The organism is Actinoplanes cyaneus (assembly GCF_016862095.1).
In the GTDB taxonomy this organism is placed as follows: Bacteria; Actinomycetota; Actinomycetes; order Mycobacteriales; family Micromonosporaceae; genus Actinoplanes; species Actinoplanes cyaneus.
On the sequence record NZ_BOMH01000007.1, the window covers coordinates 169241 to 183435 of the forward strand.

Consider the following 14195-nt stretch of genomic DNA (forward strand, 5'->3'; position numbering starts at 1 on the left):
CCGGCTGGTGCTCATGGTCGTTATTCGTGCCTCATAACGCCCATGAGCACCAGCTGACAAGCCCGAGCCGCGCCGCTGGCCCGGCCCGGCCGGGGCTCGCGCCCCCGGCTGGTGCTCACGGTCGTGTCCGGGCTCGAGAACAGCCCTCAGCGCCAGCTGGGTTGCCGCACCGGCGCGCGGCGCGCGTCACGGTCTTGGCTGGTGCTCACGGTGGTCATGCGACGCGCATGACCACCGTGAGCACCCCGGGTGGGTCAGCGGCGGGGGAGGCCGACGAACTGCTGCTCGGTCTGGGTCTGGCCGAGGAACAGGTAGCGGTCCGTCCCGTCGCCGATCAGCGCGAGCATGTCGTCCGCCATGAACTGCAGGAACTGGCTGCTGTGCGGCCGCAGCTTCAACGCCGAGGCCGCCAGCGCCGCCTCGTCCCCGCCGAGCCGCTGGAGCAGCGCCAGCTGGGACTCCTGGAGCGCGGCCAGCCCGGGCCGGTCGAGCTGGCGCAGAATGGTCAGCTGGGTGCTCCACGGGCCGAGCGGCGGCGTCGTGGCCGGCCCGGTCATGCCCAGGTCGTAGACGACCAGCGTCGGCATCTGCGCACTGCCGGTCAACGCCGCACCCTGGTCACTGCTGTGCACGGTGAGCCTGTTGTACTGCCCGGTCGCGCGCTCGCCGAACCCGGCCCAGGCGCGCGGCTCGGTGGTCACCACGACGACCCGGGCACCCAGCGCGAACGCCCGGAAGATCAGCAACTGGGCCGCCCACACCCCGCCGACCAGGGCGATCCGCACCGGCTCGGGTGCGAAGAGGTGCAGTGGCACGGGCGCGTGCTGCCGGTCACGCCCGAGGACCAGCCCGGCCCCGGCGGACGGCGCGACGGTCACCCGGCGCAGCGTCTTGCGTGAGATCGCGTGCCAGCCGATGTGCAGCGGCGACGTCTTCCCGGACGGCCCGGTGCGCGCCTCGTCGTCGCCGTCGGAGGGCTCGTCGGGCGGATTCTCGTTCTGCCCCTGGGCGGCCTGCGCGGCGGCCAGCGCCCGGCCCTGCGGCCCGGCCAGCGGCGCGGAGGTGAGCTGCGGAGCGGCCAGCCCGCGCCCGGTCGCGTCGGCGACCTGCTGGTGCTGGGTCTGCTGCCGCGGTGCGACCGGCACGGCCTGCGGCGCGGGTTGCACCGGCGCCACCTGCGCGTACTGAGCCTGCGGGTACTGCGCTTGCTGGTAGGAAGCCTGCGGGTCCTGCTCCTGCGGGTAGGAAGCCTGCGGATTCTGTGCTGGCAAGTACGAAGCCTGCGGATAAGCAGCCTGTGCCTGCGGGTACTGCGGGGGCGCAGGCAACTGCGGCGGCCGCACCTGCGCCCGAGCCACCGCGGGCGGCGGAAAGACCGGCGGAGGCGGCAACTCCGGCGAGGACTGCTGCTGCGAGAGCTGCTCCGGCGTGGGCTGTTGCGGCGAGGGCTGTTCCTCGGCGGGCGGCGGATAGGGCCGCCAGGACCCCTCACGATCAGGATGCGTCATCCCGCGCCCCCTCCCGTCGGTGCCGTCGCGTAAGCGGCCGGCCCGTGCTCCCCGTCCAGCGGCGCCAACTCGGCGCCGACCCGCCGGACTCCGTCGACCAGCACCCGGTCGAGTGCCCCGAGATCGGCGTCGGGACGGGTGGCGAACCTGATGAAGGCCCGCACCGCCACGTCGTCGCCGTCGGCCGCCGCGTTCAGGACCAGCGCCACGTTGGTCTGCGCGGCCGGCGCGGTGGCCGCCCAGGCGAACAGCGAGCCGATCTCACCGGCCGACGTGGGCCAGGTCTTCAACCAGTACGTCCGGTGGACGAGCCGGGCCGACCGCCAGTGTGTCCACTCCTCGTCGATCGCGGAGCCCTCGGCCAGCGACCCGGCCTCGACGTCACAGGACCGGGCCAGGACCGCGAGCAGCTCCTCGGCGTCGAGCACGCGGCAGCCGATGCCGATCCGGCGGAGGCTGGTCGCCACCTTCCGCCCCAGGCCGGCGACCAGGGCGGCGGCCGCCTCCAGGTCGGCGGTGTGGTCGTGCAGGGCCTCGGCCAGCACCCGGGCGTCGACCCGGACGCTGATCGTCGACTCCCGGTGCGCGGGGACCGGCTCGGGGCTCAGCGACTCGACCAGCTGCCGGTACGACGACCCGGCCGGCGACGACGCGTGCACGTCCGGGCTGGGCGCGGGCACGGTGTGCGTGACCAGCTCCAGCACCACGCCCGGCTGCTCGGTCGCGGCAAGCACACTGACCAGCGCGTCCAGCGGGATCGGGGCGGCGTCGTGGTGGACCGGCGCGGCCGGGGTGAGCGCGACGACGCTGAACCAGCCGGCCTCGTCCTTGGCGACCCCGGCGCGCGCGCCGTCCTGCGCGGTCATGTCCCGCACGGCCAGGCCGGGGGCGATGGTGCGCAGCGCGGCGAGCACCGGGCCGGCGGCGGTCTCCAGCGTCGCGGCGCGCCGGCGCGCGTGGTTGCGGGCGATCTGGCGGTGTTCCAGCCACCAGCGCCCGCGCTGCCGGGCGAAGAAGATCACGACCAGGACCAGGCCGAGCACACCGGCGATCAGCCCGGGGAGCAGCCCCTGGACGGCGGCGGTGACGGTGGCGAGGACGGCGAGCTCGGCGACGACGATCTGGGTGAGGCTGACCGGGCCGACCTGGCCGCGGCGCGGGATCGCCCGGACCCCGGCGTCGGCGGTCGCGTCGGCGGGGCCGGGCACGGTGACCGGGCGCCGCGCGACGCCGGCCGGTTGCGGCACACCGGAGGCGGGCACCGGGACGCTGCCCCGGGCCTGGGTGCCGGCCCGGCGCAGGGGAGTGGCCGCCGCGGCGGCGTGCGCCTGCGGGGGCGCGCTGACCGCGGGCGGTGCGGGGAGCTGCTGGACCGCGGGGGGCGCGGCCGGTGGCGGCGCGGCGGCGCCGAACGCCTGCCCCGGGTAGCCGTCACCTGGATTCACCGCGTTACCTCCCCCGATAGCGAGCCCATTCTATGCGTCAGCGGATGGCCGTGAGCAGGTCGTCGAGGACCAGCGTGGTGAGGTCGTCACGGCTCGGCATGCGGCCCAGCGACCGCAGCCGGCCGGACTGCGCCTTGCGCATGCCCTCGAGCAGCTTGCGGGCCTCACGCGCGTTACCGAAGTTCCGGTCCCGCTCGATCTGCGAGAAGTGCTCGTAGAGCGCCTCGGCCAGCCCTGGCGCGAACGTGTAGTCGTCGTTCTTCGCGATCCGGCCGGCGATCATGACGAGCTCGTCGGGACCGTAGTTCTCGAATTCGAGGGTCTTGGCGAACCGGGAGGCGAGACCGGAGTTCGCGTCCAGGAAGTCGAGCATCTCCTGGGTGTAACCGGCGACGATCACGGCGACCTGGTCGCGGTGGTCCTCCATGAGCTTGACCAGGGTGTCGATCGCCTCCTGGCCGAAGTCGGCGCTGGCGCCACCGGCCCGGGACAGCGTGTACGCCTCGTCGATGAACAGCACGCCGCCCATCGCCTCCTCGAACACCGAGGTGGTCTTCTCCGCGGTGTGCCCGATGTACTGCCCGACCAGGTCGCGCCGGGACACCTCGCGGAACCGCCCGTTCGGCAGCACGGCGAGCGCCTTGAGCAACTGGCCGTAGATGCGGGCCACCGTCGTCTTACCGGTACCCGGGGCGCCCGTGAAGATCAGGTGGTGACTGGCCGCGCCGACCGACAGCCCGGCGCTGCGCCGCCACTCGTTCACCTGGATCTCGTCGATCAGGGCGCGGACCTCGTCCTTCACCCCGGCCAGGCCGATCATCGAGTCGAGCTCGGTGAGCAGCCGGTCAACCTCGGCGGCGTCCTGCCCGCCTCCGCCGGAGTCGCTGATGCCGGCCCGGGGCGCCGGCCCGCCCTCGGAGAGCGACACGGTCACCTGGGCGCGCGGGTCGACGGAGACCTTCGGCTCGGCGGTGCCCTCGACCCGGCACTGCTCGACCGCCCCGGAGCAGCCCGCCCCGAACACGATGCCGGAACCCCTGGTCTGGTGCACCCAGGTCTCCCGGATCGTGGGGGAGCTGCTGTTGGCGACCACGATCCCGGCGTCGCCGGTGCCGGAGACGTCGCAGCGCTCGATCACCGGGCGGCCGGACTGGTAGACGTAGATCCCCCGGTAGCCACACTCGGCGACGGTGGTGTTCCGGATCACCGGGTCGGCGCCGAGCCGCACGATGATGCCGTCGTCGTTCACCCCGCGCACCTCGCACGAGTCGACGGTGCCGCCGGCGTCCGAGAAGACCAGGCCGTTCTGCCCCTTGAGCACGCGGATCTCGGAGGCCTCCACCGTGGACAGGTCGGTGGCCTGCAGGCCGGCCCCATAACCCGCGGAAAGACGACATTTGCGTACGGTCAGCCGCGCGCTCGTCGCCGCGATCGCCGGATAGTCCCCGGCGGTCAGGTCCAGCCCCTCGACGCTCACCTCGCCACTGAGCACGGCCAGGGCCGGGCCCTCCAGCGCGGAGGCGTCGACGACGACGGTGCCCTCCTCCCCGGTGCCGCGCAGCGTGAGCCGCCGCCCGGCCAGCTCGATCCGTTCCCGATAGGTGCCGGGCGCGATGCTGATGATCGCGTCGTCCGGGGCCACCTCCAGCGCGTCGCGGATCGTCGGATAGGTGCCGGGGACCGCCAGGGTGCTGGCCACGGAAATGCTCCTTACTGCGCGTACGTGCGGTCGAGGACGCTGGCGGCGACTTTCTTCACGTCATCGGCCCGGGCGGAGGGCGCGGTCATCCGGAGGACGACCTCCCGGCTCAGCACCTGCTCCACGGCGGTGCGGGTGAAACCGACGTAGACCAGCCCATACTCCGGCTTGCCGTTCACCGAGGGGTTCTCCACCCAGGACTGCACCGTGGTGCCGCCGGTCCACCGTAGACCCCAGGCCTCCTCGCGGGCGCGCAGGGCCACACGGGTGGTGTTGTCGCAGATCGGGGCACAGGCGCGGACGACGATGTCGCCGCCGACGGTCAGCGTGTCACCCTCGAAGGCCCCGCAGCGGTAGTGCACCGCGGCGTCGGCCTTCTCGGCGAGCGTGCACTTCCAGCCCTCCGGCGCCAGGAAGTTGAAGCCGAGACCCTCCAGCCCGGTGATCTCGGTGGCGCCGGCCGCTTCGTCACCGAAGGTCGGCCAGGTGTTGTCGGGCCACTCGTCCGGTTCCGGCGGCAGCCCGGGCGCGGCCGGCGGGGTGCCGGGCAGCAGCAGCTGGGCGTCGGTGAAGGCGACCGGCGCGGTGCTCACCACCGGCGCCGGCTCGTCGTCACCGTCCGCGGCCGCCACGATCGCCGCGCCACCCGCGGCGCCGACGAGCAGCGACACCAGGCCGACGATCACCACCAGGAGGCGGCCGGGTCGCTCCGGGCTGCCCATTCCCCGGTACGGCGTGGGAGCCCCGGAGACCGGCACGGCCGACACGGGCCGGTCGAAGGCGGGCAACCCGGACGCCGGCTGAGCGGAGACCGGCACTGCGGGCACCGGCCGGGCAGAATCGGTCAGCACCGGCTGGAACGGCAGGGTGGGCGGATCGGTTTCCGTGGCCGGGGCGGACTCCGTACGTACCGCATCCGAAGTCTGGTGGGTCGCGTCGCCGGCGGCCGACAGCGAAGCCGGCACCGCGCCCACCGGGGTCAGGTTCTGCCCGAGCAGCGAGAAGATCTCCCCGGCGGCACCGTCGGAGGCGACCCAGGGGCGCTCGCCGGACAGATCCGCATCGGTCACGACCAGCTGATCGGTCTCGGACGCGGCAAGCGTCTCGGCGGCCGCCGCGAAGGCCTGCCGCCAGCGGTCGTCAGCCGACGCCAGCTCGTTGAGCCGGGCGACCGTCACCGGCCGCCCCTGCGCGTCGACGCTCGACCAGACGTCGCCAACCGTGCAGGTCGACAGCTGATGCTCCAGGCGGTAAGAGCCAGCGGTGGGCATCTCGTCTCCGTCTTCAGTTCGCGACCCGGTGGCGGGGGAGCCACCGGTGCGGGGAACGCGAGCCCGGGACCGGTCTCGCGACTCCCGCGGGGCAGGGCCTAGCGCGGACGCTGCTGCCGGAACGCGCCCTTGCTCGGGCGCATGTTCTTCGGGATCGCGCCCTTCGGCATCTGCGGGCGGGCCATCAGCGCGCCGAGCCGCTTGTCCAGCGCGTTGACATCCTTGCCGGTGAGGTTGCGGGGCAGCCGCAGCATCGTGGTGCGCAGCTTCTTGACCGGGAGCTGGCCCTCCTCGCTGCCGATCACGTAGTCGTAGAGGGGCGCGTTGCCGATCACCTTCGACAGGCGCTTGCGCTCCTGGCCGAGCAGGGCCTTGACCCGCTGCGGGTTGCCCTCGGCCAGCAGGATCACGCCGGGCCGGCCGATCACCACGTGCACCATGTCGAACTGCGTGGTCGAGCTGGCCGCCGCGCGGACCCGCCAGTCACCGCGCATGTTCTCCATCAGCGAGGCCGCCGCGCCGGGCTGGCCCTCGGCCACGTTCATCATCGCGGTGTTCGACCGCAGATTCAGCACGATCAGCACGGCCAGCAGCGTGACGAGCACACCGACCGGAATCCAGAGCCAGCCCAGGTTCAGTGCCGCGACCACGGTCAGCGCGACCGGGATCAGCACCGCCGCGATGACCAGCGGCACGAACCACTTGTCCTGTTTCGCGGTGAAACTGAACACCTGGCCGATCTGCTTCAGGCGCTCGAAGAACGACACCTTCTCCTGGGGTTTTGCCATAGCCGGAAAGTGTAGTCAGCCTCAGGTACCTTGCGGCGTCCCGGGCACCCGGCCACGCCCGAAGCAGCGCGGCGCCGGGCACTCGGACACGCCGGAGCAGAGCGGTTCCGGGCACTCGGCACGCCCGAAGCGGGGCCGCGCCGGGCACTGCGACGCGCCGAAGCAGGGCGGTCCCGGGCGGCCGGGCACGCCCGGAGCAGGGTGGCGACGGCCCGGAGCCGAGCCGGGGCGAGCGCGGCGACCCGGTTCCGGTGGCCGAGCCCCTGGTTGCCGGGCGGGTGTGCGGAGTTGCCGCCCGGTGGCGAAAACGGCAGCTCAGCGCTTGTCCGGCCGTGGCCGGCCCGGGCCGGGCCGACGAAGGCTAATCCGGCCCGGCGGGTGCCCGATAGGGGTGGCCGTCAAACAGCCTAGGGAGCAGTCATGCACGACAAGTTCCGTTCGTCCCTCGGGGGCCGATGATGAATGACACCGTTGACATGGCCTATCGGACGGTCGAGGCGTTGTTCGGGCCGGACTCCGGAATACCGTGGTGGGCCTGGCTCGCGCCGATCTTCGTCGTCGTCGCCAGGATGATGTATCCGGTGATGTTCCCCGAGGCCGCCGCGGCCGAGGCGGAAACGGAGCGCCGTCTTGCCGAGTTCCGCCGGGAACGCGACGACCGTGGCAAGGACAGCGACAAGGGCAAAGCCAAGGACAAGGGCAAGAAGGGCAAGAAGGCGAAGAAGTGACCGCCCGCCGGAGCCCTCGCCGGGGCCGGACCCTTCGCCGGGCCGGAGCCCGCGCCCGTGCGGTCCCCGGCCCGCCGGAGCCCCTGCCGAGCCCGAGGCCCGCGATCACCCGGGCGCGGGCTGATCCCGGGTCGAAGTTGCGGCCGCGGCCCAGGTCCCGGCTGGTTCTCATGGGCGTTATCCGGCCCGGATAACGCCCATGAGAACCAGCCGGGACCGGCAGCGAAACGCCCCGGCCCCGGTCAGAAGACCGGGGCCGGGGCGGTGAAACGGGCTGCGCGATGAAACGGGCTGCGCGATGAAACGGGCTGCGCGGTGAAACGGGCTGCGCGGTGAAACGGGCTGCGCGGTGGAGCGGGCTGCGCGGTGGAGCGGGGGGCGCGCGGGATCAGCCGCGCGCGTCGAGCGCCTGCTTGTACAGACGACCGGCCCGGTACGAGGAGCGGACCAGCGGCCCACTCATCACCCCGGCGAAGCCGATCGCCTCGGCCTCCTCGCGCAGCGAGACGAACTCTTCCGGCTTGACCCAGCGCTCGACCGGGTGGTGCCGCGGGGTGGGCCGCAGGTACTGCGTGATGGTGATCAGCTCGCACCCGGCCGCATGCAGGTCGCGCAGGGCGGCGGAGATCTCCGACCGCTCCTCGCCCATGCCGAGGATCAGGTTGCTCTTGGTGACCAGGCCGGCGGCCCGGGCCTGGGTGATCACGTCGAGGGAGCGCTCGTAACGGAAGCCGGGACGGATCCGCTTGAAGATCCGCGGGACGGTCTCGACGTTGTGCGCGAGCACCTCGGGCGTCGCGCCGAAGACCTCGGCGAGTTGGGCCGGGTCGGCGTTGAAGTCCGGGATCAGCAGCTCGACGCCGCAGCCGGGCTGCAGCTTGTGGATCTGGCGGACGGTCTCCGCGTAGAGCCAGGCGCCGCCGTCGGGCAGGTCGTCGCGGGCCACGCCGGTGACGGTCGCGTAGCGCAGGCCCATGGTGGCGACGGACTCACCGACGCGACGGGGCTCGTCGGCGTCGAACTCGGCCGGCTTGCCGGTGTCGATCTGGCAGAAGTCGCAGCGGCGGGTGCACTGATCACCACCGATGAGGAAGGTCGCCTCCCGGTCTTCCCAGCACTCGTAGATGTTGGGGCAACCGGCTTCCTGACAGACCGTGTGCAGGCCCTCTTTCTGGACCAGCCCGCGCATCTGGGTGTATTCAGGACCCATCTTCGCCTTGACTTTGATCCACGGCGGCTTCCGCTCGATGGGAGTTTCGGCGTTGCGCGCCTCGATGCGCAGCATGCGGCGGCCCTCGGGAGCAATAGTCACACCCCGAAGATACGCCCGCGACGGCCTGTCGCGGCGGAGGGGCGACGAGGCTCACGTGACCTTACCTGTGACCGCTGTCACCGATGATGCCCGCCTGGGAAATGCAGCGCGGAAAAGCCGTTGAACACTCCCCGATCGTGAGATTAACGTCCCGGGTCAACGGCAGTGATGGGACCGAGTAACGCCCCGATCCGCCGGCCGAGAGAGCCACCAGCCGAGGATCCGCCGGCCCGGGAAACCGGGCGGCGGGGACCCGACGGCAGCTGTGAGGGTGGCCCGAGCGCCGGGGCGCGAAGACACCCCGGAGCCGGGCAGTGCAAGAGGCGCCGGCGAGAGCGGGCGCGAAGGTGCGGTGGTACCGCGAGGATCCCGCTCGCCCGCACCTCCCTGGGGCCGCGTTGCAGCAACCCGAGGAGGTACGAAGCCGTGCAACGCATCCTCTCCACCGAACTGGCCGCCCACCCGTACGAGAGGGTCCGGGTCGAGGGCTGGGTCCACCGGATCCGCCGGCTCAAGGCGGTGAGCTTCCTGATCGTCCGCGACGCCGCCGGCCTGGCCCAGGTGGTGGTCACCGATCCCGCGACGATCACCGTCTCCGAGGAGAGCGTCGTCTCGGTCGAGGCCACGGTCACCCCGAACACGCAGGCGCCGGGCGGCGTGGAGCTGACCGGGCCGGTGATCCGGGTCCTCTCCGCAGTGGACACGCCGCTGCCGTTCGAGCTGCATCGGCCGGAGCTGACGGCGGGCCTGCCCGCCCAGCTGGACCACGCGGCCCTGGCGCTGCGGCATCCGTCGCGCCGGGCCGTGGCACGGATCTCCGCGGCCGCGACCGCCGGCTTCCGCAGGGCGCTGGAGGCCCGGCGGTTCGTCGAGATCCACACGCCGAAGATCGTCGGGTCGGCGACTGAGTCCGGCGCCGACGTCTTCCGGCTCGACTACTTCGGGCGTCCCGCCTATCTGGCGCAGTCGCCGCAGTTCTACAAGCAGATGATGGTCGGCGTCCTGGAGCGGGTCTTCGAGGTCGGGCCGGTGTTCCGCGCCGAGAACAGCGACACCGCGCGGCACCTGACGCAGTACACGTCGCTCGACGCGGAGATGGGCTTCATCGCCGACCACCGCGACGTGATGGCGACGCTGACCGGCACGATCGCCGGCATGGTCGAGGAGGTGCGGGAGCGGACCGGGTACGACACCCCGGCCGTCCCGCCGGAGATCCCCGCGGTGCACTTCACCGAGGCGTTGCGGATCGCCGGGGCGCCGGCCGACGAGCCCGACCTGGCGCCGGCGCACGAGCGGGCGCTGGGTGAGTGGGCTCGGCGGGAGCACGGTTCGGAGTTCGTCTACGTGACCGGTTACCCGATGCGCAAGCGCCCGTTCTACACCCATCCGGACCCGGCCGACCCCTCGTACGCCAATGGATTCGATCTGCTCTTCCGGGGTCTGGAGATCGTCACGGGAGGTCAGCGGCTGCATCGGCACGCCGACTATGTCGCGGCGCTGAGCGCGGCCGGCGAGCCACTCGCGGCTCATCAGGGCTATCTGGACGCTTTCCGGTACGGCATGCCACCGCACGGCGGCTGGGCGATCGGCCTGGAGCGCCTGGTGGCCCGGCTGATCGGCGCGGCGAACGTCCGCGAGGTCACGGCCTTCCCCCGCGACCCTCGCCGGGTGGCGCCGTAGCCGTAGGTTGGCCGGGTGCTGATCGATCTGGACGTCGCGCCGCCGCCGGTTCCCCCGCGGAGCCGCCGGCCGCCGTGGCGTCCGATCAGGGTCGCGGTCGCGGCCGCCGTGCTGCTCCTGCTCGGCGGCGCGACCGTGGCCCCGCGCCAGGTGGTGTTCCCGGAGGTCGCCGGCACCGGTGGCCGGTCGGTCTCGGACAGCCTGGTCACTCCGGAGGCGCTCTACACGGTGTTCGACGCCACGGGTGACGACAGCGTGGAGGTCGTCGCCCAGCCGCTGGTCGCGGGCGGCCCGTCCTGGCAGGTCGAGGCGCCGCTGCTGGCGGCCGACAGTCTGTCCCTGTCCCGGATCGGGTCGGTGCTGGTCGTCCAGGACGAGGTGACCGTGAAGATCCTCGACGTCGCCACCGGCCGGGACCGCTGGTCGGCCGGGGACGCGACGGCGCTGGTCCTCGGGGACGGGGTGCTGATCCGTGACGACGACGGCGAGGTGCGGTTCGCCGACGTGGAGACCGGCACGGTCCGGTGGCGGCAGCGGACCGACGTGATCGAGGCCCATGCGGACGCGAGCGGGCGTTACCTGTTCCTGATCGGCACGGACCTGACCGTTCAGGTGCGCTCGGCGGCGGACGGGCGGCTGCTCGCGCGCCGCGCCATGGGGGAGGCGCTGGAGGAGAGCATCCCGGTGCTGGCCGGCGACCGGGTGTACCTGCTCGGCGCGTCCACCGTCACCGCGCTGCGCCTGACCGACCTGACCACCGTGTGGACCGCGCGGCCCCTGGTGATGCACCCGACCGAGGTCGTGCCCTGCGGTGCCGTGCTCTGCGTGCGGGGGCAGTCGGGGATCAGCGCCCTCGACCCGGCGACCGGGGCGCTGCGCTGGACCGCGCCCGGCTGGGTGGGACTCTCCGGCGGTGTCGCCCAGCGGTCCGACGGGCGCAACGCCGTCCTCGACCCGGAGACCGGCACCGTCGTCCGCCACCTCGGGCCGGGCCGGGTCGCCGGGGACCTGATGCTGCGCCTCGACGGCGACCGGACGCAGGTCACGGACCTGCGCACCGGCCGCCTCTACGGCACGTTGCCCGACGTCGTCCCTTACGGCTGCACGGCAGCCGGAGAGTTCCTGGCCTGCCGCAAGTCCGGCGGGGTCACGGTCTGGCGGATCATCAGAACAGCGTCGTGAGGTGCCGCTCGACGACCGGCATCACCTCGGCGACGGTCACCGGGCGGCCCAGCTCGGCGCTGAGCGACGTCACTCCGGCGTCCCGGATCCCGCACGGGACGAACCGGTCGAACGCCGTCAGGTCGCAGTCGCAGTTCAGCGCGAAACCGTGCTGGGTCACGCCACGGGCCACCCGGATCCCGATCTGGGCGATCTTGCGGTCGAGCCCGCCGTCGGTGGCCCGCACCCAGGCGCCACTGCGGCCCTCGACGCGCTCGGTGGCCACGCCGAACTCGGCGCAGACATCGATCAGCATCTGCTCGACGCGCCGCACGTAGGCCACCACGTCGACCGGGTCGGGCAGCTTCAGGATCGGGTAACCGACCAGCTGGCCCGGCCCGTGCCAGGTGATCTTGCCGCCGCGGTCGACGTCGACGACGGGGGTGCCGTCCCACGGACGGTCGGCGGGCTCGGTGCGCTTGCCGGCGGTGAAGACGCTGGGGTGTTCCAGCAGGAGGATCGTGTCCGGCCGGGTGCCGTCGGCCACGGCCTCGTGCAGTCGCTTCTGCTCGTCCCACGCGTCGCGGTAATCGACCAGCCCGGGACGCAGAACGGTGAGTACGGATGCTGTCACGACGGCCAGCCTAACTCCGTACTCACCGGTATCACGTTTCTGTCCGGCGCATCACGCGCCCTGCCCTCATCGGTCGACGGGGTCGACTCCCCGCCGGATGCGCCACACCAGCACGCCGCCGACCTGTTCCGGCTCACCGAGCAGATCCCGGGCGGTCTCCTCGACCGCCGCACGGTTCAGCGGCTGGTGGTCCGAGCCGGTGATCTCCGGCGCGAGGAAGACCGCGTCCAGCCCCCAGTACTCGAAGTCGGCCCGGGCCTGCGCGCGATCGGCGTTGCTCAGGCTGGCGACGTACCCGTACCAGGCGGCGCGCAGGAACAGCCAGTCGGTGGCCAGCGGCACCGAGCCGATCCGGCCGGCCTGCTTCTTGCCCTCCTCGCCGGTGGTCTGCGGGCCGAGGAAGTAGCCGTCCGGGATCTTGAACTGCTGACCGCCCCGGGCCATCGTGTACGCCTGCCAGCGCTGCCCGTCCGCGGTCACGTTCATGGCGAACGGCAGGCTGGAGAGCGAACCGCCCTCGGTCACGTAGTTCTTCCACAACCCGTCGGCGATGAACGCCGGCTCGGGGGCGCGGTGCTGGATCCGCAGCGGCAGCGGAACGACCGGCAGCAGGCTCACCACGATCGCCGCGGCGAGCGCCGTGTTCAGCAGGCCGCCGGAGGGCCGCTTGGCCAGCAACTGGTCGATCAGCAGCGCGAGCAGGATGCCGAAGACACCGACCACGCCGAGTGCGAAGCGGCTCGGCAGTGCCGAGTCGAAGAGCGGCAGCTCCTTCAAGGCCTTGTACGGCATCGGGAAGCCGTTGAAGAAGTGCTTGTTCACGTGCAGCACCGGGCCGAGCGAGAGCACCAGGTAGAACAGGCCGACGATCCCGACGGCGCGCAGCGTCGCCCGGCGTCCCGGATCCGACCGCCGCCAGAGCAGCACGAACGCGACGATCATCAGGAGCACCAGCGGCACGCCGAAGAACGACGTCTCCTCGGTCCGGTTCGGCGCCACGTCGGCGTGCCAGCCGAAGAGCCCGCCCAGCGAGCGGTTCGCGTACGACAGGTACGCCGCGGCGTCCTCGGCGAAGTAGTCCTGGTTGAAGCCGGTCCCGGAGAACGTCTGCGGGCCGGCGAAGTGCATGTACAACGGGTACGCCAGGAGCGAGCCGGCGACCACCGCGGTCACGCCCAGCGCCGCCGCGACCCGGGGCAGCGCCGCCCGGGCCTCCTCGTGGACCGCCTTGGAGAGCGACCAGGCGAGCACGAACACGCCGCTGCCCAGGGCGGTGAAGAACAGCCCCTCGGCGGCGATCGAGAAGCCGACCGCGAGCAGCAGCCCGAGCACGACGCCGTTGCGCAGCCAGCGCAGCCGGCCCTCCTCCCGCAGCTTCAGCACCTGCCAGACGACGACCGGGGCGACCCAGCCGGCGGTCCAGTTCAGGTGCCCGTTCGCGTGCGAGATGAAGCCGGGGGCGAACCCGCAGAACAACCCGGCGACGGCGGCCGCGACCGCATTCTTGACCAGCCAGCGGCGCAGGAACAGGTACCACACGAAGGCGGAGCCGGCCAGGTTGAGCGTCAGCACCGTCACGAAGCTGATCTGCGGCCCGGCGAAGTGGGTCACCGGCGTCATCAGCACCGTGTAGACGGTGATCGACGTGTTGGCGGCCAGGTTCACGCCGAGCGGCGCGTTCAGCAGCTGGGCGAAGAACGGATCCGAGCCCTGGGTGACGGTGTAGTACCCGTACCCCATGAGCCACTCGAAGAAGGCCTGGTCACCGACGTTGTCGGAGAGAACGTGCGTGAAAGGGTCCCGCCAGAGGCCACTCGTGACGTACACCGCGAACGAGAGCGCCACGACGGCGAAGCTCAGGTGCACGGGCCACTCGCGCGGCTTGGTGCCGGGCGTGGCGGAGGTCTCCGAGGGGGGATCGGCGGACGAGGCGGGGGCGGGGGCGGCGACGGACATCACGCGCAGGTTA

The 14195-nt window shown here is 72.5% G+C and carries 11 protein-coding genes; 3 read left to right on the plus strand and 8 right to left on the minus strand.

The genetic code is table 11. From position 1 onward, the window contains the following. Nucleotides 1-254 precede the first annotated feature (254 nt). From Acy02nite_RS46335 to Acy02nite_RS05160, 5 genes are all read right to left on the minus strand, one after another. Nucleotides 255-1508: a hypothetical protein gene (locus tag Acy02nite_RS46335; RefSeq protein WP_239174244.1), complete on the minus strand. Its 1254-nt coding sequence runs from the start codon at nucleotides 1506-1508 to the stop codon at nucleotides 255-257. Beyond that, a complete protein-coding gene (locus Acy02nite_RS05145) occupies nucleotides 1505-2953 on the minus strand; it encodes a type VII secretion protein EccE (RefSeq protein WP_203738623.1) in 1449 nt (482 codons plus the stop codon). The genes Acy02nite_RS46335 and Acy02nite_RS05145 overlap by 4 nt, the downstream gene beginning before the upstream one ends. Nucleotides 2954-2990: 37 nt before the next feature. Continuing rightward, on the minus strand, nucleotides 2991-4652 hold the full coding sequence (locus tag Acy02nite_RS05150) for a right-handed parallel beta-helix repeat-containing protein (RefSeq protein ID WP_203738624.1): 1662 nt from the start codon (nucleotides 4650-4652) through the stop codon (nucleotides 2991-2993). An 11-nt stretch (nucleotides 4653-4663) separates the two neighbouring features. Further along, on the minus strand, nucleotides 4664-5923 hold the full coding sequence (locus Acy02nite_RS05155; RefSeq protein ID WP_203738625.1) for a hypothetical protein: 1260 nt from the start codon (nucleotides 5921-5923) through the stop codon (nucleotides 4664-4666). Nucleotides 5924-6021: 98 nt separating this feature from the next. Then, nucleotides 6022-6711 (minus strand): DUF4191 domain-containing protein, encoded by a 690-nt coding sequence (locus tag Acy02nite_RS05160; RefSeq protein WP_203738626.1) that lies wholly within the window; start codon nucleotides 6709-6711, stop codon nucleotides 6022-6024. A gap of 458 nt (nucleotides 6712-7169) precedes the next feature. On the opposite strand from Acy02nite_RS05160, the gene Acy02nite_RS05165 reads away from it, so the two are divergent. Beyond that, entirely contained in the window at nucleotides 7170-7439 is a 270-nt protein-coding gene (locus Acy02nite_RS05165; protein WP_203738627.1) for a hypothetical protein, read from the plus strand. 388 nt (nucleotides 7440-7827) lie between these two features. Here Acy02nite_RS05165 and lipA read toward each other — a convergent pair whose 3' ends face one another. After that, the gene (gene lipA / locus Acy02nite_RS05170; protein WP_203738851.1) at nucleotides 7828-8724 is read right to left on the minus strand and encodes a lipoyl synthase; all 897 of its coding nucleotides are present in this window, start codon (nucleotides 8722-8724) and stop codon (nucleotides 7828-7830) included. Nucleotides 8725-9177: 453 nt separating this feature from the next. Here lipA and aspS point away from each other — a divergent pair, with 453 nt between their 5' ends. Both aspS and Acy02nite_RS05180 read left to right on the plus strand, forming a co-directional pair. Next, the gene (gene aspS / locus Acy02nite_RS05175; RefSeq protein ID WP_203738628.1) at nucleotides 9178-10431 is read left to right on the plus strand and encodes an aspartate--tRNA(Asn) ligase; all 1254 of its coding nucleotides are present in this window, start codon (nucleotides 9178-9180) and stop codon (nucleotides 10429-10431) included. Nucleotides 10432-10446: 15 nt separating this feature from the next. Then, nucleotides 10447-11613 (plus strand): outer membrane protein assembly factor BamB family protein, encoded by a 1167-nt coding sequence (locus Acy02nite_RS05180; protein ID WP_203738629.1) that lies wholly within the window; start codon nucleotides 10447-10449, stop codon nucleotides 11611-11613. Here the strand turns inward: Acy02nite_RS05180 and lipB are convergent. Next, complete coding sequence (lipB, locus tag Acy02nite_RS05185) at nucleotides 11597-12226, minus strand: lipoyl(octanoyl) transferase LipB (RefSeq protein WP_203738630.1); 630 nt, start codon at nucleotides 12224-12226, stop codon at nucleotides 11597-11599. The two genes, Acy02nite_RS05180 and lipB, sit on opposite strands and share 17 nt — an antisense overlap. Nucleotides 12227-12292: 66 nt before the next feature. Next, on the minus strand, nucleotides 12293-14182 hold the full coding sequence (locus Acy02nite_RS05190; protein ID WP_203738631.1) for a DUF6311 domain-containing protein: 1890 nt from the start codon (nucleotides 14180-14182) through the stop codon (nucleotides 12293-12295). Between the last annotated feature and the right edge of the window lie 13 nt (nucleotides 14183-14195).

What these genes read in the sequence shown, in the direction of transcription:
- Acy02nite_RS46335 (WP_239174244.1), bottom strand. Translation starts at nt 1,508, where the DNA reads ATGACGCATCCTGATCGTGAGGGGTCCTGGCGGCCCTATCCGCCGCCC.
- Acy02nite_RS05155 (WP_203738625.1), bottom strand. Translation starts at nt 5,923, where the DNA reads ATGCCCACCGCTGGCTCTTACCGCCTGGAGCATCAGCTGTCGACCTGC.
- Acy02nite_RS05160 (WP_203738626.1), bottom strand. Translation starts at nt 6,711, where the DNA reads ATGGCAAAACCCCAGGAGAAGGTGTCGTTCTTCGAGCGCCTGAAGCAG.
- Acy02nite_RS05165 (WP_203738627.1), top strand. Translation starts at nt 7,170, where the DNA reads ATGAATGACACCGTTGACATGGCCTATCGGACGGTCGAGGCGTTGTTC.
- lipA (WP_203738851.1), bottom strand. Translation starts at nt 8,724, where the DNA reads ATGCTGCGCATCGAGGCGCGCAACGCCGAAACTCCCATCGAGCGGAAG.
- Acy02nite_RS05190 (WP_203738631.1), bottom strand. Translation starts at nt 14,182, where the DNA reads ATGTCCGTCGCCGCCCCCGCCCCCGCCTCGTCCGCCGATCCCCCCTCG.